At 37.7% G+C, this 18,714-nt stretch carries 19 protein-coding genes; 11 read left to right on the forward strand and 8 right to left on the reverse strand.

What is annotated here, in order from left to right:
* Nucleotides 1–218: 218 nt before the first annotated feature.
* Nucleotides 219–746, reverse strand: a complete 528-nt coding sequence (locus tag KPC_RS08195) for a hypothetical protein (RefSeq protein WP_121973896.1) — start codon at nucleotides 744–746, stop codon at nucleotides 219–221.
* A gap of 102 nt (nucleotides 747–848) precedes the next feature.
* Nucleotides 849–1,745, reverse strand: a complete 897-nt coding sequence (locus KPC_RS08200) for a LysR family transcriptional regulator (RefSeq protein ID WP_121973912.1) — start codon at nucleotides 1,743–1,745, stop codon at nucleotides 849–851.
* A gap of 119 nt (nucleotides 1,746–1,864) precedes the next feature.
* Here KPC_RS08200 and KPC_RS08205 point away from each other — a divergent pair, with 119 nt between their 5' ends.
* Both KPC_RS08205 and KPC_RS08210 read left to right on the forward strand, forming a co-directional pair.
* A complete protein-coding gene (locus KPC_RS08205; RefSeq protein WP_121973897.1) occupies nucleotides 1,865–2,428 on the forward strand; it encodes a chromate transporter in 564 nt (187 codons plus the stop codon).
* Nucleotides 2,425–2,946: a chromate transporter gene (locus tag KPC_RS08210; protein ID WP_121973898.1), complete on the forward strand. Its 522-nt coding sequence runs from the start codon at nucleotides 2,425–2,427 to the stop codon at nucleotides 2,944–2,946. The genes KPC_RS08205 and KPC_RS08210 overlap by 4 nt, the downstream gene beginning before the upstream one ends.
* A gap of 31 nt (nucleotides 2,947–2,977) precedes the next feature.
* Here KPC_RS08210 and sbmA read toward each other — a convergent pair whose 3' ends face one another.
* Nucleotides 2,978–4,174, reverse strand: coding sequence for a peptide antibiotic transporter SbmA (gene sbmA, locus KPC_RS08215; RefSeq protein ID WP_121973899.1), 1,197 nt, complete (start codon nucleotides 4,172–4,174; stop codon nucleotides 2,978–2,980).
* A 274-nt stretch (nucleotides 4,175–4,448) separates the two neighbouring features.
* On the opposite strand from sbmA, the gene KPC_RS08220 reads away from it, so the two are divergent.
* Complete coding sequence (locus KPC_RS08220; RefSeq protein WP_121973900.1) at nucleotides 4,449–5,027, forward strand: DJ-1/PfpI family protein; 579 nt, start codon at nucleotides 4,449–4,451, stop codon at nucleotides 5,025–5,027.
* A gap of 93 nt (nucleotides 5,028–5,120) precedes the next feature.
* Here KPC_RS08220 and KPC_RS08225 read toward each other — a convergent pair whose 3' ends face one another.
* The gene (locus KPC_RS08225; RefSeq protein WP_121973901.1) at nucleotides 5,121–6,032 is read right to left on the reverse strand and encodes an AEC family transporter; all 912 of its coding nucleotides are present in this window, start codon (nucleotides 6,030–6,032) and stop codon (nucleotides 5,121–5,123) included.
* Nucleotides 6,033–6,176: 144 nt separating this feature from the next.
* On the opposite strand from KPC_RS08225, the gene KPC_RS08230 reads away from it, so the two are divergent.
* Entirely contained in the window at nucleotides 6,177–7,061 is an 885-nt protein-coding gene (locus KPC_RS08230) for a LysR family transcriptional regulator (RefSeq protein ID WP_121973902.1), read from the forward strand.
* A 64-nt stretch (nucleotides 7,062–7,125) separates the two neighbouring features.
* On the opposite strand, the gene KPC_RS08235 is transcribed toward KPC_RS08230, so the two are convergent.
* Both KPC_RS08235 and lysS read right to left on the reverse strand, forming a co-directional pair.
* Nucleotides 7,126–8,610 (reverse strand): capsule assembly Wzi family protein, encoded by a 1,485-nt coding sequence (locus KPC_RS08235; RefSeq protein ID WP_121973903.1) that lies wholly within the window; start codon nucleotides 8,608–8,610, stop codon nucleotides 7,126–7,128.
* A gap of 150 nt (nucleotides 8,611–8,760) precedes the next feature.
* Nucleotides 8,761–10,290: a lysine--tRNA ligase gene (gene lysS / locus KPC_RS08240; RefSeq protein WP_121973904.1), complete on the reverse strand. Its 1,530-nt coding sequence runs from the start codon at nucleotides 10,288–10,290 to the stop codon at nucleotides 8,761–8,763.
* 125 nt (nucleotides 10,291–10,415) lie between these two features.
* On the opposite strand from lysS, the gene KPC_RS08245 reads away from it, so the two are divergent.
* Nucleotides 10,416–11,105 carry a hypothetical protein gene (locus KPC_RS08245; RefSeq protein WP_121973905.1) on the forward strand — a complete coding sequence of 230 codons (690 nt, stop codon included), beginning with the start codon at nucleotides 10,416–10,418 and terminating at the stop codon, nucleotides 11,103–11,105.
* Nucleotides 11,106–11,247: 142 nt separating this feature from the next.
* Entirely contained in the window at nucleotides 11,248–11,763 is a 516-nt protein-coding gene (locus tag KPC_RS08250; protein ID WP_197747750.1) for a YqiA/YcfP family alpha/beta fold hydrolase, read from the forward strand.
* Between the two features lie 52 nt (nucleotides 11,764–11,815).
* Here KPC_RS08250 and KPC_RS08255 read toward each other — a convergent pair whose 3' ends face one another.
* A complete protein-coding gene (locus KPC_RS08255; RefSeq protein WP_121973906.1) occupies nucleotides 11,816–12,358 on the reverse strand; it encodes an adenine phosphoribosyltransferase in 543 nt (180 codons plus the stop codon).
* 550 nt (nucleotides 12,359–12,908) lie between these two features.
* Between KPC_RS08255 and rubA the strand changes: the two genes are divergently transcribed.
* The 5 genes from rubA (at nucleotide 12,909) to KPC_RS08280 (ending at nucleotide 17,828) form a co-directional block, all read left to right on the forward strand.
* Nucleotides 12,909–13,073, forward strand: a complete 165-nt coding sequence (gene rubA, locus KPC_RS08260) for a rubredoxin RubA (RefSeq protein WP_004678010.1) — start codon at nucleotides 12,909–12,911, stop codon at nucleotides 13,071–13,073.
* 89 nt (nucleotides 13,074–13,162) lie between these two features.
* Nucleotides 13,163–14,356 carry an NAD(P)/FAD-dependent oxidoreductase gene (locus KPC_RS08265; RefSeq protein WP_121973907.1) on the forward strand — a complete coding sequence of 398 codons (1,194 nt, stop codon included), beginning with the start codon at nucleotides 13,163–13,165 and terminating at the stop codon, nucleotides 14,354–14,356.
* Nucleotides 14,357–14,410: 54 nt separating this feature from the next.
* On the forward strand, nucleotides 14,411–15,349 hold the full coding sequence (gene estB / locus KPC_RS08270) for an esterase EstB (RefSeq protein ID WP_121973908.1): 939 nt from the start codon (nucleotides 14,411–14,413) through the stop codon (nucleotides 15,347–15,349).
* 13 nt (nucleotides 15,350–15,362) lie between these two features.
* Nucleotides 15,363–16,268, forward strand: coding sequence for a LysR family transcriptional regulator OxyR (gene oxyR, locus KPC_RS08275; RefSeq protein ID WP_121973909.1), 906 nt, complete (start codon nucleotides 15,363–15,365; stop codon nucleotides 16,266–16,268).
* A gap of 372 nt (nucleotides 16,269–16,640) precedes the next feature.
* Complete coding sequence (locus KPC_RS08280; protein ID WP_121973910.1) at nucleotides 16,641–17,828, forward strand: ammonium transporter; 1,188 nt, start codon at nucleotides 16,641–16,643, stop codon at nucleotides 17,826–17,828.
* Between the two features lie 51 nt (nucleotides 17,829–17,879).
* Here the strand turns inward: KPC_RS08280 and KPC_RS08285 are convergent, their stop codons facing one another.
* Nucleotides 17,880–18,566 (reverse strand): HAD family hydrolase, encoded by a 687-nt coding sequence (locus KPC_RS08285; protein ID WP_121973911.1) that lies wholly within the window; start codon nucleotides 18,564–18,566, stop codon nucleotides 17,880–17,882.
* Nucleotides 18,567–18,714: the final 148 nt, after the last annotated feature.

Here is an 18,714-nt window from a genome sequence, read left to right on the forward strand (position 1 = left end):
TTATTGATAAGAGGACTATTCTTGGCATTATTTCGAATATTCGACTAATAAAATTGTATACTTATTAAAAAAGCAATAAAGTATTTTATTATTTCAAATATATTCTCCAACTACAAAAAAGCCCACAACATGTGAGCTTTTTCTTATAGGTGATCAGTAACGGCCACCTTAGCATCCCAAGTTGTTTTCGAGTCACATAATAGCAGTGTTATAAATGACTACTTACCACGAACCACGCCCAATTTATTCCAAATATCAGGTGTTAAAAATGTGGTCACTAATTTGTTCAAATCAATATAACGAATTACACCTTTCAACTGTTGTTTGACTTCAGGGTTTTTAATAATACCTTCACCTGTTGAACGTCCTAACTCTTGAAAACTATCACCTACGGCTTGTAAACCTTCAGCCTGAATTACAGCCTTGGTCTGAGCTGAACACTGCTCTACGATCACACGCTGCAAAACTTGAGCAAATTTTTGATCAAGTTGATTTCTTTGCTCATCCGTTACATTTGAAAAGCTTTTCAATTCAGGGTGTGCTGATAAAGCAACAAATGTCCATTGTAGTACGGTTGTCTTATCCGTTGCTGTTGTTGCTTTCACTAAGCAATCGCTTAACTGATCTACAGTTGGTCCAGCTAAAGCAATTTGAGTCGTTCCCAGTAACGATACAGCTATCAGCAGAGCACGAACTTTATTTATAAGGTGATGTTGGATAACAGTATTATAAAAATGGCGCAGCATTTGGCGACTCCTATTTTAAAGCAGTTTCTTTGTACCACAAATCCAGACAATACACCTGTTATAACTTCGTAAATTCAAAATCCAAATTTTGCTGCATGAAAATCAATGTATATGACTCGACAGCAAATCCAGCACATGCTCTAGCCTTACATTTCCTATATGCTCTTTATAAACAGCATAAATAGGGGCGATACAAGCTGTATCAGCCTTTAAAGGCTTGTATACAATCTGCTTGTTCCAAAAATCCCGAATCGCTTCAGGTACTATGGATAAGCCTATACCAGCCGCAATCAGATTCAGGCTGGAAGTCAGCCTTGGAGCTTCCTGTACAATCTTCGGACTAAATCCAGCCTGATAGCAACTTGCTAAAATATTATCGAACAAGTCCTGCCCTGCCAAACGGCGATACAATACAAAATCATAAGGTTCCAAATCCAGCAACTGAATAACTTCTTCATGCTCAACCAAAGGATGATTATTTGGCAAAGCCACAATTAACGGTTCATCCAGAACATGCAAACTGGTTAAACCCAAACCTTTTGGTGCAGGTTTTCTTAAAAAGATGATGTCGTTTTTTTCATTAATGATCGAATCAATCAAAGAACTACTGCCATCTTCCTCCAAATGAATAGACACACGGGGAAAAGCTTCACGAAAATTACGTAACAATGCTGGTAAAAAAGAATGTAAACCTACTGAATTGGTAAAACCTATATTAATTTGCCCTTCTAGACCTTGCGAAATATTTTGTACACGCTTTGGTATTGCCTGTGCATGCGCCAAAATGGTTAAAGCCTCCTGATACAAGGCTTTACCTGCTTCTGTCACCTCCACGCCACGAGGTAAGCGTACTAACAACTCTGCATTCAGATCTTCTTCCAAGCCTTTGATAATTCTTGTTAAAGGTGGCTGTTGCATGTTCAGACGAACTGCAGCATGTGAAATATTACTTTCTTCAACTACCGCAATAAAAGCTTTTAACTTGTGAATATCGATCATTTTTGCACTCATTTGAATATCACATAAAACATACTTTTAAGGTATGTCTTGTGCAAAAAATAGCATTTTTCTTTATGGCTACACAAGCTCATAATCACCTCAAGAAAGCGAGGTTTTAGATGAAAAGCAAAGCAATGGCGCTAGAAGATATAAGCATTCCATCAAATAAAGCATTGTTTATAGGTTTTATGAAATTAGGTTTGATGGGATTTGGTGGTGTACTCCCCCTTGCCCACCGGATGATCGTAGAAGATCAAAAGTGGCTCACTGCTGAACAGTTCACCAATTTGCTTGGAGTCTGTCAAATTTTACCAGGTGGTAACATCATCAATCTGGCTGCGGCTATAGGTTATGATTTTCATGGTGTCAAAGGTGCAATCAGTTCAATATCAGGACTCATTTTTGCACCGACCACTATCGTTATTCTCATCTATGAGCTTTATGCCCAGTTTCAATCAATTCCAACTGTAAGACATATAATCGAGGGGCTGGCTGCTGCTGCCGCAGGTCTACTCTTTGCAACTGGTTTAAAAATGGCAAAGCCTATTATTAAAAGCTATATAACGATTTCCTCCATAGCACTGGCTTTTGTCTTCATGATCATCTTCAAGCTCCCACTATTACTGACTTTATTGATTTTAGTTGTGATGAATATGCTGATTTTAGGAGTGAAAAAATCATGATCTATGTTTTATTCTCACTCACTGTTGTTTTTACTCAACTGTCATTACTGGCATTTGGCGGAGGTAATGCTATTTTACCTGAAATGCAGCACCAAGTTGTAGAGGTTCATCATTGGCTGACTACAGAACAATTTAGCTCTTACTTTGCAATGGCTCAGGCAGCACCAGGACCGAACATGATGATTGTGTCATTGATAGGGTGGCATGTCGCGGGTCCAGCTGGATTATTTGTCACATCCATTGCCAAATTTGCGCCTTCATCAATCATCACCATTTATGCATTGAAGTTTTGGCAACGTTTTAAAGACCATCCATATCGTGCACGTTTTGAGCAGGCACTTAAACCGATTACAGTAGGTCTGGTACTTGCCAGTGCATATATAATTTCACAGGCTTCCGCTTACAATTTACTTTTAATTATCGTTGTTATCATTGCAACTTCTTTAAGCTTCTTTAAAAACATACATCCGCTTTGGGTCATGCTTTTTGGTGCAGTTGCAGGAATATTTTTACTGTAAAAAACCCGCCTTGGCGGGTTAAATTCATACATCACTTATTCAAAACAGACTCAAATGATTTTAGTCGCTTATAAATTGATAATAATTCTATAATCGTTTTCCACGAACTCACTAAATACTGGAATGATTCCCGGACTTTATCAAATACATTAGCAATTTGATTGAGTAGACCAAGTGTCATTGTTCCTGCTGCAATAGAGGGGAATAACACGATTAGACTAAATAAAATATCGAGTTGAGCATACCAGGTACTGACTAAATTGAAATAAGCATAATGAAAATATAAACGGAAATAATTGAAGCGAACTTTGCTAAATAACTCTTTTAAAGTCTGTGGTTGTGCACGTTCAGCATAATCTTCACCATAAACAAGCTCCTTACGATAAGCCGCTTCAACCTTTTGATTATTAAATTCAAGACCTGGTAATTTAATCCCAACAACCATTAAAAGAATAGTACCAAATGCTGCCCACCCTACTGCTGCCCAAACTAATGAATATTTAATTTCACCGATTACAGGTAGTACAGGTACACGTTCAGACAGCTGAATTAGCACTGGTAAGAAAGCAATCAAGATCATGATTGCCTTGATAAAACTTACACCAAGAGTTTCCAATGTCGTAGCAAAACGCATGGTATCCTCTTGAACACGTTGCGATGCACCTTCGATATGTCGAAGAACATCCCAATTTGCTGTGTAATATTCATTCATTGCTGTACGCCAGCGAAATATATAATGACTTACAAAAAATAGATTAATCACAGCAATAGTCACGGCAACCATGGCAATGAGTAAAAAAGTTAATGTCCCCATATATAAATCATGAATATTACCACCGCCACTAGATAGCATTTTTTGGATTAAGTCCCAAAATGGACCATACCAAGCATTCACAGCTACGCTTGACTGCACGCCAAACCAAACATTAAACAGAATAAATGCTGATCCCCAAACCGACCATCCTTGCCATTTATTTTGATCAAAAAACTTCCAAAAACCTGCAAAAATAGCAGTTGAAATAAAGAACCATAGATAAAACCATAAAAATGAAGGTGCCCAGAAACGGCTAACACCTACAGGAAGTTCAGCATAAGCATATCCTTGTGGAAAGCCCAAATACACACCCCATTCTCTGCCTCCCATATACCACAAAATAAGGTTAATAAAAAACCAGATTACAAATGACAAAAAAAACCATTTAGGGTTTGGAAAGAACGATTTAAACATACTTTCAGAAGTCCTTATTTTTTGAATTAATGCTCGGTGAGCTTAGTGATTTAAACTTAAATTAGATTTAACACATTTAATATACTTGTTGCTTATTTTTAGCATTTTTTTAATTATATTGATTTTTTGTATTTAAGTAACTTTGATACTAAAGATATTTATTGGATGAAAAATCAAATGACTTATCATGAGATTTCATATGAAATCTATTTCTAACATAACTATGTTATGTTGATAGCTAAGAAATTTAACAACAAACAATGAGGGGAATAAAATGGCTAAACAATTGCTCATGCTGGTCGGCGACTATGCAGAAGACTATGAAACGATGGTACCTTTTCAGTTTTTAACCGGACTGGGTTATACCGTTCATGCAGTATGTCCTGATAAAAAACAAGGTGATAACATAGCAACTGCTATTCATGATTTTGAGGGTGATCAGACTTATAGTGAAAAACGTGGACACAATTTTGCAATTAATTATGATTTTGCAAGTGTAGATACAACAAACTATATTGGTCTTGTCATCCCAGGTGGTCGCGCACCAGAATATCTACGTATGAATGATCGTGTGATTGAGATCGTTCGTGAATTTGACCACGCCCAAAAACCTATTGCCGCTGTCTGTCACGGTGCACAACTGCTAGCAGCCGCTGATGTCCTGAAAGGCCGGTTATGCTCGGCTTACCCTGCTTGTGCTGCTGAAGTTAAACTTGCTGGTGGTCAATATGCGGATATTGCTGTGACAGAAGCTGTAACTGATGGTCATCTGGTTACAGCACCTGCTTGGCCAGCACATCCTGCATGGTTGGCTCAGTTTGTAAAAGTTCTTGGGGCTTCAATTACGCTTTAACAAATATTTGACTCTAGATAGCTCAAAAACATTTTTCTTTGAGCTATCTGGTCTATTATGAAGATGGCTATGGTCGTATTTTCATAATAGATCTTAAATTGTCATCACAAATAAAATAACCACTGGTAAGGTAAAAGCTGAACACAATGTTTGCAAGCTAATCACGCCTGCCATAAGCTGGCTATCTCCTCCAAACACTTTGGTTAAAATATAAGATGCTGATGCGGTAGGAAGTCCTGCAAACACCACTAAAACTTGTGTTTCCAAAGTCGGTATAGATAAAAAATAACATACGATATAAGTCATCAAAGGCATGAGTAATAGCCGTCCTAATGAATTTATGATCAATATCAAGATGTCTTTTTTCAACTCGAAAAATTGTAAAGCAGCCCCGACACAAAGCAGTCCTAAGGGTAAACTACATATAGCCAATTGATGAATAAAATTTTCCAGCCCGCCCCATAAGCCTATCCCAGATACATTGTATAAAGCACCCAATACACATGACATAATGAGTGGGTTTTTGATCAAGGATAAAATAATCGACTGAATATTGGCCAAATTTCTATCTGTTAAAGCGAGTACAGAAACGACATTCACCATAGGGATACTAATCGCCAAAGCAATAGCCAAGATCACCATCCCCTGCTGGTGAAATAATGAAGCAATAATAGCCAAACCCATATAGGTATTAAATCTGACCAGACTCTGGACATAGACACCAAATCGGGCAGCCGGAATCTGCAAAAGGTTTTTGAGTATGTACATACCACCACAAGCAATAGTTAAAACGATTGCTGCTACCCAAATGATGTTTTTCACTATTGTTACATCAAGAGTTGCTGTTGCCAGATTGCTAAATAACATCGCTGGGAACAATACATAATAATTTAGTTTTTCAGCACCGCCCCAAAAGCTCTCTGTAACAAATTTTCTGTGTTTTAACACATAGCCCATGACAATCAATGCCATCAGGGGAAATAAAGATAAAATAATCGTTTGCATTTTATTTCCCTAACTACATTTGTCTGACGATATCCTGATTCATCTTTGTATCCTTACCTAAATGCAGAATCTAGTACATTTCCCGATATCCTATCGATTATTATGATTCATGTTAAAATGAGTTTTTACTCATGATGTAATGCAATGACTTTTACCCAATTAGAAATCTTTGCACTAATTGCTGAATTAAAAAGCTTTACTGCTACTGCTGAACGCTTAGGAATATCTCAATCAGCTGTATCTCATGCATTAAAATCTCTGGAAACCCATTGGGGTGTCAGTTTAATTTCTCGTGCACAAAGTGATATTGAATTGACAGAAACAGGGCAAAAATTACTGTCACATGTCAAGGAATTACTCAGTATTTCGTCAACACTAGAACAGGAAGTTTCGGCTATTCATGGTTTATATGAAGGTACACTCCGAATCGGTTCTTTTGGTGCCTCGTCATCTATCGTCTTACTTCCATTGATACTTGAAGAATTCCGCAAACAATATCCTAAGATTGATGTTTATATTGATGAAGGTGATGATAATGAAATTCCACAATGGATTTTAGAAAGAAAAATTGATGTTGGTTTTATTATTTCACCAGATGACCGCTTTGATGTTTTTCCACTAATAGAAGATATTTTTATTGCACTCGTTCCTCGTACATATCCAATTGCCAAATCGAAAGCCATACCTGTTCAAGCACTGGCAGATTATCCATTCATTATGACCACTGCTGGCAGCCAGAAATACGTTAAACAACTCCTAAAACAGTTTAATATTCAACCTCAGATCAAATGTCATTTCTCACAAATGCTGACGATTATCAGTATGGTCAATCAGCAAACTGGTATTTGTATCGTGGCAGATATGGCATTAAACCAGAACCTATTATCACTCTACCCTGATGTATGCAAACGACCATTGAAACCGAATATCAGACGTTCCATTGCTCTTGCGGTAAAAAATAAAAAACATATTAGTCCTGCAACACAAGCTTTTATAAAAATCGCTCAGGCTGTTTTGTCCAAAGCATAAAAAAACCCATTTAAGGTTAATCAGTGATTAGAACTTTAAATGGGTTTTTAGAGTTTGCTATGGCTTAAAAACCAAATGTCTTTTTATCAAGCGGGAATTCAATACCGATAGATGCGCCAGAGTCATTACCGCGTTTATCTGCATCACTTACCCATCCATTAATTTTTAATGGGATGTCTGGTTTTATATAATGTGTCCAAGTTAAATCCAATGCCTTGATTTTATCTTTTTCAGGGAAAGCTTCATTGATCGGATGATCAACATAAAGTCCTTTATTATCAAATTGATTTACTTTGGCATAAATCACACGACCATTTAAGCGGTTCATGTGATCAAAACGGATATCACCACCAACAGAGATCATTTGTCCATCGCCACCTAATGCATGACCTAGAGAAAAACCTTGTTGATAATAACCATCTTTATATTGGTGATGGTTATAAGTAATTCCTTTAGCACTTCCATCAGTACCCGTATCTGCCCATTCTACATATAGAGAATATGGCATATTTTTATAGCTTGAAGCGAAATCAATACCTGCCAGATAAAAGTATTTTTCAGGCATACTATGACGTTCATCTTCACCAATTGCCTGACCATAAATCGAAACTGGAACATTAATCAATTGGCTCAAATTGATACGTGTATCAAAACCTGCCATCTGGTTGGCCGCGTTTTTATCACCTACACATGTGCCATTAGTATTACGGCAATCATTATCATTCCCGATGATTGCGTTCCAATAAGCTTTAAAACTATCAGGTTGTCCTTTACCCGCAATCTGGAATGAACGCGATAGACCCAACTCCCAAAATGGTAAAGGCTGCGCCGTAAAACGCATTCCAGCCAATTGTGCATGTGGTACAGCGGTATAATCTCTTAATTGACCACCAAAAATTTGATATTGCCAAGGTCCAATCCAAGACAGCCATTTAGTTTCAAATGCTTTTTGTTCTGCACGCTGCATGGTAAAACCGACAACTGGGCGGCTAGCATCACCACGAATCAAGCTACCATCATGCCCAGGTCCCCACCATGTTGGAATCTGACCGAATGAAACCCACTGATTCCAAAGCTTACCAGCAATATATGAATTCTCTACATTCACTTTGTGGTCATCACGGATATGTTGTTCACTTTCACCGTTTACACGGATCTTAGCATCCCAATTTTCACCACCAGCATTAAATTCCAAAAATCCTGAATATTGAGCTTTGTCTTTATCACCAAAGTTCTGAGGAATTTCTTTATGATCAGTCGATGCAAATAAACCAGCTTTAAGCATTTCATTATCCGCTTCTAAGCTATGTTTAATTGAATCAATCACTTTTTGTTGTGTATTGTTTGAAACTTTCGCATTTCTGAGTGCACGATTGATTTCATCACCACTCATTGGCCATGTTGATGTACTGATCTGAATAACACCTTGTTGAACCAACCAGTTTAAATCTGTACGTAAGTTTTGATCATTTAAAACCAAACCTTGAGCAAATACCGCTGAAGACGCCGATGCCAGTAATGCAACATATAGTGTTTTTTTCAGAAACATGTGCTTCTCATTTCTCATTTTATATCTTTGCCACACCTTAAGTTTTTTCCAGTTTTTTTTCAATATGGAAACGCATTTATTACATTTTTTAACGTTCGCTACAAAAAAAAGCCACTTGTTAAAGTGGCTTTTTCCAATCAATTAAAATAATTACGCATCTTTACGGCGCATATGCGGGAATAAAATCACATCACGAATACTTGGTGCATCAGCAAAAAGCATCACAAGGCGATCAATACCGATTCCCTCACCTGCTGTAGGTGGTAAGCCATACTCCAGTGCCTCAATAAAGTCAGCATCGTAATGCATTGCTTCATCATCTCCAGCATCTTTTTCAGCAACCTGCGCTTGGAAACGTTCAGCCTGGTCGATTGGGTCATTTAACTCAGAAAAACCATTTGCAAGCTCACGACCACCAATAAAGAACTCAAAACGGTCAGTAATATGTGGGTTTTCATCATTGCGACGAGCAAGTGGTGAAGTTTCCGCTGGATATTCAGTAATAAATGTAGGTTGACGAAGTTTGGTTTCCACAGTTTCTTCAAATACGATGGTTTGAAGTTTACCTAGACCAAAACCAGGTTTAACCTGTTCTTTCAAGGTTTCTTGAACGAATTTTGCCAAAAACTCACGATCAGCAACATTTTCTGGGGTAAATTCTGGATTATGTTCCAAGATCGCATCAAACATTGAGATCTTTTTGAAAGGACCTTTAAAACTATACACTTCACCTTGATAAGGCACATCTGTTGAGCCCAAAATATCAAGTGCTAATTTTTCAAGCATTTGTTCAGTCAAAGCCATCAAATCTTTATAGTCAGCATAAGCCTGGTAGAACTCAATCATTGTGAATTCTGGATTGTGGCGGGTTGAAACACCTTCATTACGGAAATTACGGTTGATTTCAAATACACGTTCAAAACCACCAACAACCAAACGCTTTAAATACAATTCAGGCGCAATACGCAGGAACAAAGGCATATCCAAAGCATTATGATGCGTTTCAAAAGGACGCGCAGAAGCACCACCAGGAATCACATGCATCATTGGTGTTTCAACTTCCATGAAACGTTCACTGGTCAAATAATTACGGATACCTGCAACCACTTTGGCACGAATTTCAAAGGTTTTACGTGTTTCTTCATTCACAATCAGATCAAGATAGCGCTTACGATACTTGACTTCTGTATCTGTCAAACCATGAAACTTGTCTGGAAGAGGACGAAGCGATTTTGTTAAAAGTTCAAACTTTTCGATATGAACGTATAGGTCACCTTTACCAGAACGACCAATATATCCCTCTACAGCGATAATATCGCCTAAATCTAGACCTTTAATCGTATCAAGAACATCTTTTTCAAGTTCTTTACGCGGAACATAAAGTTGAATACGCCCGGTCATATCCTGAATCACGATAAATGAACCACGGTTCAACATAACACGACCAGCGACTTTTACATAAACATGCTCAGCAGCCTCTATGTCTTCTTTCGATTTATTTTCAAACTGATCTTGTAAATCCTGAGCATAATGTTCACGTTTAAATGTGTTCGGCCAAGGACTATTTCCAGTTTCCTTGGCATGCTCTTTAATGTGCTCTAACTTGGCATGACGCTGTGCAATTAAATCGTTTTCGGAAATATGTTGTTCAGAAGTCGATTGAGCGTTATGTTGCGTCATCTCTGCCTCGTATGTGTATTAAAAACGGAAGTTGCATAGCATAGCAGAAATCCAACATAATGCGTATGTCTATAAATGCGTATAACATTTAATTTTAAAAAATGAAGATCAAAATTCTTAAAATAATGAAAACAATCTTATTTATTTCTTTATGGTTTGTTTACATTCCAATTTCAATTGCAGAAAATGTCGGGATTGAGCCTGAACAGATTTATATATTAGCACCAATTTTTGAAGCAACAAATATTGATAATCAGGACTATAGCTGGAAAATTACAATTAAGGTTGATTCTGAATCACAAAGGTTAATTACAACACTTCATAACCCAAACCCACATTTCAAACTGTTAAATACTCGCGCTTTGGAATTGGCAAATAATATTCATTATGACGATCTCCCTAAAACCACAGGAATTTCTTCTGTACATCATCGTGATATAAAAACAGCACATTTTGCCGGATATGCTTTGACGATCAAATTCCCATATGGTGTGACTATCAGAACCCGTCCTGATTTAAGCAATGCAACCCATTATATTGCGCATATGTGTAATACCTACTTAGCTCATAGTGATTTCAGGGCTGGTTTAATTAGTCAAAATAAGACTTATGTCAGTGGATGGGTCAAATTATCAGTTGATGAAAATGGCATCATCAGGAAAATTGACTTTATAAATCAAACTTCTGATAAAAAGTTCAACAAACTAATTGAAAATTCATTTAATTCAATGAGGTTCTACCCATTTAATCAAAATGGTAAATTGATTGCATATACGGCTGGACAGGCTTTTAAAATCACTTGTGAAGATAAATGATCTTAATTTTTAGTAGATTCTTAGACCAAATGCTTACAGCCTAAATTTGTCTTGCAAAGTAGAATCATTTTCAAGAGACAACATACAATATAAATAGCAATGAAATATTCATTGTAGCCAATTAAAGAGTGTGAAAGCAGTAATGATCCATACATGCACATCTCGGATTTTATTTTTACATGGACTGGATTCTTCACGTGAATCAACCAAGTTTCATGCCATTGATGCTGCACAAAAATACTGCATTAATATTGATTACAGAAATCTGAACTTTCAGACAGTTGAAGATTTTTATGATGAAATCATAAATAAAATCAAGCCAGAACTCCTTGTTGGACATAGTCTCGGAGGGTACTGGGCATTAAAAATGTCTTTAAAACATAAATTACCCACGGTAGTTGCCAATCCTAGCCTGCACCCCGACTTTCGTGCAGATTACCCGTCTATTAGTGAAGATGATCTGGAAAATGACATCATGCAAATGGCTTATATCGAATTAGGTGATGAAATTTTAGATATGTATCACACTGTTCAGCAACTTGAACCTTTTATGCAGGTAGAGGCCGTTGAAGGTGGTCACCATCGCCTTGCAAAACCGGAAAATATTAACTCACTTATACAGTTGATTGAACAACATCACTTACATTTCCATATTTAAAAATCAAAAAAGCCTTGTATTCACAAGGCTTTAAAATTTCTTCAAATAAAAATCAAGCAACTTCAGCAACTGGACGTGTTTTTTCATCCAGAACAGACCAAATATTCATCCCTAAACTTTGGTGTAAATCTGGTAAATCCAAGAAAATACTCGCCCCAAGAACCTCATGGTTACACTTATTCATCAACTGTTTAACAGCTTTCAAAGTTCCACCTGTTGCCAGCACATCATCCACAATAATGACTTTTTGCGGTTTAATATCAGCAGACATTTCTAATCGGTCCAAACCATATTCCAGGCTATAACCAACACCAACCACTGGTGGTGGAAGTTTTCCCGCTTTACGTACCAGAAGAAGTCCTTTCCCCAAGCGTTGTGCCAACAAGCTAGCCAACACAAAACCACGAGCTTCAACGGCTACAAAACTTTCTACATTTTCAAGTACATCAACAGGGATACTTGCAATTAAAGCATCTGTTAATGGCTCAATATTGCTCATAAATAACGGAGTTAAATCGTAAAAACAGATACCAGGTTTTGGAAAATCTTGCACAGTACGAATCTGTGACCATAGAGCATGAGCTTGGTTCATCATGAGAAAAATATTAAAAAAAGGGATTGAATGAATTTTAGCGCATTAGACTAAAGTTGAACAGTATACTAACCACTAGATTTCTTTATATATTTTTATAAGTTATTGATTTAAAATAGAGCATTTTATAAATAAATGTTGGGTATGTCGTTATGAGTATCAACTTGATTAAAAATCATAATTTTTATGACCAATATAAATAATCGGGTTTGAATAGAATAAATTCTGGATTTAGGTCACTTATACAATCGATACTTTCACTATCTATTATTTTTCCATAGACACATAGATCATTGATCAAATCTCAACCACACGACATAATCAAAACAAAAAATAGCCAAAATTTGCCAAAAGTACACAGCTTTTGTCCTACTCTGCCATGTTGCTTTTAGCAAAGTAAATTAAACTCCGTTATTTGCTTTACATTGCGGGTTGAACAGCGTAAAAATTTATTCAAATATGTAAAGCTTATAAAGTATATTGCTTAAGCCGTCGCGAATTTAGAATTTAACTAGCAGAGTGAAAATGTAGCCTGTTAGGTTTGGAGGAATACATGAAGAAATATCAGTGCATCGTTTGTGGATGGATTTATGATGAAGCTGAGGGCTGGCCACAAGATGGTATTGCAGCTGGCACAAAATGGGAAGATATCCCTGACGACTGGACTTGCCCTGATTGCGGCGTATCAAAAGCAGATTTTGAAATGGTAGAAATCTAATAGAACTATCAATAATTTGAGGGTTGATGAATCATATTTAATATTAAAGCTTCTTCAACCCATTCAATACAACATGTATGGAGAAGATTATGCAACCTATCGTTATCATTGGTTCTGGTATGGCGGGTTATACCCTTGCACGTGAATTTCGCAAATTAGACAGTGAACATGAACTTGTCATGATTTGTGCAGATGATGCGATAAATTATGCAAAACCGACTCTATCAAATGCCTTAGCAGGTAATAAAGTTCCTGATCAAATCGCACTGGGTGATGCCAATAAAATGGCTACACAGCTGAATATGCGTATTGAAACGGATACATGGGTTAAAGAAATCCATTCAGACCAGCACGAACTGGTATTAGAAAAAAATGGACAACACTCTACCCAAGGTTATTCAAAACTTATTCTAGCCGTTGGTGCTAATCCAATTCGCCTAGCAATCTCTGGTGATGGTAGCGATGATATTCATGTTGTTAACTCATTAACTGATTATCGCGCATTCCGAGATAGTCTTGAAAATTGTGGAAAAGAAAACTGTTCCGATAAACGTGTTGTGATTTTAGGTGCAGGTCTGATCGGATGCGAATTTGCAAATGATTTACAAAATACAGGACATAAAGCAACTGTTATTGATCTTGCCCCACTCCCTTTAGGACGATTACTACCAGCTCATGTAGCAACAGCTTTTAAAGAAAATCTAGAAGAAACAGGTATACAGTTTGTCTTGGGTACAACTGTTGAACGTATATCAAAACACGAAAAACAAGGTTATATCGTCACACTGGCAAATGGTCAAAGCTTACTTGCTGATGTAGTCCTCTCGGCAATTGGTTTACAACCCAATATTGCTTTGGCAAAAACAGCAGGTATCCATACCAGTCGTGGTGTACTTACTAACGCTTTGCTTGAAACGAATCAGGCAAATATTTATGCGATTGGAGACTGTGCAGAAGTTAATGGGACATTATTGCCCTATGTGATGCCAATCATGCAGCAAGCACGTGCATTAGCCAAAACTCTGGCTGGGCAAAAAACCTCTGTACACTATCCGGCGATGCCTGTTGCTGTTAAAACACCTGCTGCTCCACTCACCGTTCTGCCAGCACCTCTTGATGTTGAAATTGAATGGGAAACCGAAGAATATGATGATGGGATGCTTGCTAAAGCAACCGACAATCAGGGGACACTTCGCGGTTTTGTACTGTTGGGGCCAACAGCAGGGAAACAACGTTTAAGCTTAACCAAACTTGTTCCTGATTTGATACCTGCATCAGTCTGAGTTATTGATCAAGGATATTGTGTGGCCACAATATCCTTTTTTAAGGAAGATAAAATGAATACAGCCTTGCAGTTCAATCGCTCACCATATACTCACTTCATGCAAGAAACCAAGGTAAGTTTAAGTAATGGTATAGACTTGCATGTAGAAATTGGTGGTCGAAACGATCATCCCAGCATTCTTTTGATCATGGGCTTAGGTGCACAGATGCTTTTCTGGCCAGACTTCTTTTGTAAGTCACTCATTGATCAGGGCTTCCGTGTAATTCGTTTTGATAATCGGGATATCGGCCTATCTTCCAAAATACGTCATCAGGGACCAAGACTGAATCCATACAAACTCATGGGACGCTTTGCACTAGGTTTAGGTAACAAAGGCGCTCCTTATGATTTATATGATATGGCTGATGATGTTGCACTCTTGATAGATCAACTAGGTCTGAAAAAAACCTATGTCATCGGTGCATCTATGGGCGGAATGATTTCACAAATTTTAGCTGCAAAATATCCAGAAAAAATAGAAAAACTAGCCTTGATGTTTACCAGCAATAATCAGCCACTACTTCCTCCCCCTTTTCCAAAACAACTTTTTAGTCTGATTGGCAAACCAGAATCCCGTGATGAACAGGGAATCATCAATCACAGCCTAAAAGTTTTCAAGAATATTGGATCACCTGGTTATTTAAATCAAATCGAGGCATTAGAGATTTCTCGCAAGTTATATCATCGGAGTTATCATCCTGCGGGTGTACTTCAACAGTTTTTAGCAATATTATGTACTGGATCGTTGCTAAAACTGGATAAGCAAATTCCACATTCGACACTGGTTGTCCATGGTTCGAAAGATCGTTTGCTTCCTCCTAGCCACGGTAAGGCGGTTGCTAAAGCAATTGAAGGCGCAAGGTTTGAATTAATTGATGGAATGGGGCATGATATACCTCCGCATTTTATTCCTCAGTTGAGTCGTTTATTTGCGCATCACTTTAAATCTTAAAATTTAGGACACTATGGCTGCATTACCATCCCTGAGACAGCTGTCATATCTGGTTACACTGTCTGAAACGTTGCACTTCACTGAAGCTGCACGCCGTTCGTTCGTAACACAATCTACCCTCTCGGGTGGAATTATGGAACTGGAACGCTTATTAGGTGGCGTACTTGTTGAGCGCGATCGACAAAATGTACGTTTAACTCCTCTTGGTGAACAAGTGGTTGCCCGAGCCCGTGTCCTACTCGCTGATGCACAAGACTTAATGCGATTAAGCCGTGAAATGAGTGAACCCTTAACAGGTGACCTGCATTTAGGAATTATTCCAACCATTGCACCATTCATTCTTTCAGAGCTTCTGGATGAAGTGCATCGCCAACTTCCGAAAATCCAGTTACATTTGCATGAAGCACAAAGTGAGAAAATCGTTGAGCGCTTAGAACATGGCAATCTTGACATGATTTTATTGGCTTTACCTTTTGACACCCGTGGTTTAAAAGTTGCTGAAATTGCAAAAGAAAGCCTGTTCCTTGTATGCAACAAGGCTGATACCAATTCAGTTAATGCCCGCTCACTTGATGATCTGGATTTATCACACCTAATGTTACTGGAAGAAGGTCACTGTTTACGTGATCACACTTTGAGTGCTTGCCCTATTGGTGAACGTAAAAATGATCATCGCCTTAAAGCCAGTTCATTACCAACACTAGTTGAAATGGTTAGCTCCAATCTAGGTTTTACGTTGCTTCCTGAGATCGCAGTTCATGCCAACATGCTTAGAAGTAATGAACACTTGTTAGTGAAGCCAATTGAAAATGCACCATCACGTACACTCGCATTGGTTACCCGAAAAAGTACACCATTACATAGTGAGTTTGAAGTTTTGGTTCAAATCATGCAAAAAATCACTCAAAACTTGCACTGATTTTCAACATAAAGCCTTTCAACTTTGAGAGGCTTTACTTTATGGTCGTTTTTTAATCATAGTTGTTTATATTATAAATTTATAATCTGTTTTATCACTAAAACAGGCTTTATTTAATAGTTCTATTTATTCCATTTAATTATCATTAATATAAATATAATTTAAAAAACAATTCACTTTTTAATCAATGTATTTTAATGATCCAACAAAGTGCAGTAAATCCAAAACAGTGCATGATTTGCCTTATATCGAGTCTTGATGATTTTTTAGCTTTTTTAATCATTTTTTTCCACCACAATCTCTCTTTTAGAAAAATTTCGCATCGCTATACTTGTTCCAAATTGTGACATCCCGCACCAAAAGCGACTTCCTATGCAAAATACTGATTTACTCTTTTTATTGCTTGGCGCAATTCTAGTTCTGGCTATGCATGCAGGATTTGCATTTTTAGAATTAGGAACAGTTCGGCATAAAAACCAAGTCAATGCCTTAAGTAAAATTCTGACCGATTTTTCCATATCTGCGATTGCTTATTTTTTTATTGGCTATTACATCTCATATGGTCAACATTTTTTCCATGTAGGAACTACTCTGGCTAGTGAGCATGGATACAATCTGATGCGCTGTTTCTTTTTATTAACATTCGCAGCAGCAATTCCTGCAATCATCTCAGGCGGTATTGCAGAACGTGCCAAAATGAAGACTCAGGCGATTGCGACACTTTTTCTTGTTGCATTGATCTATCCTTTTTTTGAAGGCATTGCCTGGAATGGCAACCTGGGAATACAACAGTGGCTGGCAAATAATTTCGGTGCACAGTTCCATGATTTTGCTGGTTCTGTCGTTGTACATGCAATGGGAGGCTGGATCGCACTTGCCGCAGTCATGCTCTTAGGTGCTCGGCATGGTCGCTATAAAAAAGATGGACGTGTTAGTGCCCATCCTCCCTCTTCCATTCCTTTCTTAGCGTTAGGCTCATGGATTCTGATCGTTGGCTGGTTTGGATTTAATGTCATGAGCGCCCAGCGTTTAGATGCTATCTCTGGTCTAGTTGCCATTAATTCACTTATGGCAATGGTGGGTGGTACTATTTCTGCGAATTTCTTCGGTGATGAAGATCCTGGTTTTTTACATAATGGTCCGTTGGCAGGTCTGGTCGCAATCTGTGCAGGCTCTGATATCGTTCATCCTGTCAGTGCCCTTTTCACTGGTCTATGTGCAGGTCTTATCTTCGTCAAATTATTTACCTATACGCAAAATAAACTCAAAATTGATGATGTACTAGGTGTATGGCCGTTGCATGGGGTTTGCGGTGCTTTTGGTGGTATCGCTGTTGGAATATTGGGTCAAAAGTGGCTCGGTGGCTTAGGTGGTGTGTCTTTTATTTCTCAGTGTATAGGTACAATACTGGCAATTTTCATTGCTCTTGTAGGCGGTTTTCTGGTTTATGGCACTTTGAAAGCAGTTATGGGAATCCGTTTAAGTCAGGAAGATGAGTTTAGAGGTGCAGATTTATCTATTCACCGGATTTCAGCTAACTCCGAAGATAATTTATTTTAATGATCAGTAACTTTAGCGTATAAGCAGCCCTTAAGAGCTGCTTTTTTTATTTTATAAATGTTCAAAAATTTGCGACAAGCGAGTAATTTTCGCTGTTGTATCATTAATGTCATGCTCATGAAACCCTTCTAACAATAAAGCTTTTAAACCTGCATCTTTTGCTCCCATGAAATCATTTACAGGATGATCGCCTATAAACAAGCTATACTGTGGGGAAACACCTAAAAGTGCACAACTTTTCAAAAAAATTTCAGGATGTGGCTTGGAAATGCCTATTCTTTCTGAACTAATAATCTCATCAAAAAAATGCTCGAATCCTAATCCTTTAATAATGGTTTGCCTTGTAGCATGCCCCCCGTTGGAAACCACCGCCAACTTATAATTTTGTTGCTTTAAGGTTTCCAGTACACTAAATGCCCCCGACATGGGGACTGCTGACAGCCCAAATTCGTCAAACCAAAACTGCGTTAATTCATCCGGATCAGGTTTACTTTTCCAATCCAGCTGCTCGATCAATGCGTAAGCAACTGAAGCGCCAATCGTCTTATGTGTTAATCGCTCCAGAAGTGGATATCCACCATGATCTATATATTCAATGATTTGCTTAATTTCAAGAATATCAATCTGGTTTAAAAAGCTCTGATAAGCGTTTGCAAGTCGCTGACTAAAAACCGTTATACTTTGTTCCCTATGGGTGAGTGTATTGTCTAAATCAAAAAGAACAGCGCGGATATTCATTATCTTTTTCAACACAATTTATTTCTTTGCTAGCTTAGCATGTCGCTAAGCTAGCAAAGAAATAAATTGTGTTGAAAAAGATAATGAATATCCGCGCTGTTCTTTTTGATTTAGACAATACACTCACCCATAGGGAACAAAGTATAAC

It is taken from the genome of Acinetobacter stercoris, assembly GCF_900323515.1.
GTDB lineage: Bacteria > Pseudomonadota > Gammaproteobacteria > Pseudomonadales > Moraxellaceae > Acinetobacter > Acinetobacter stercoris.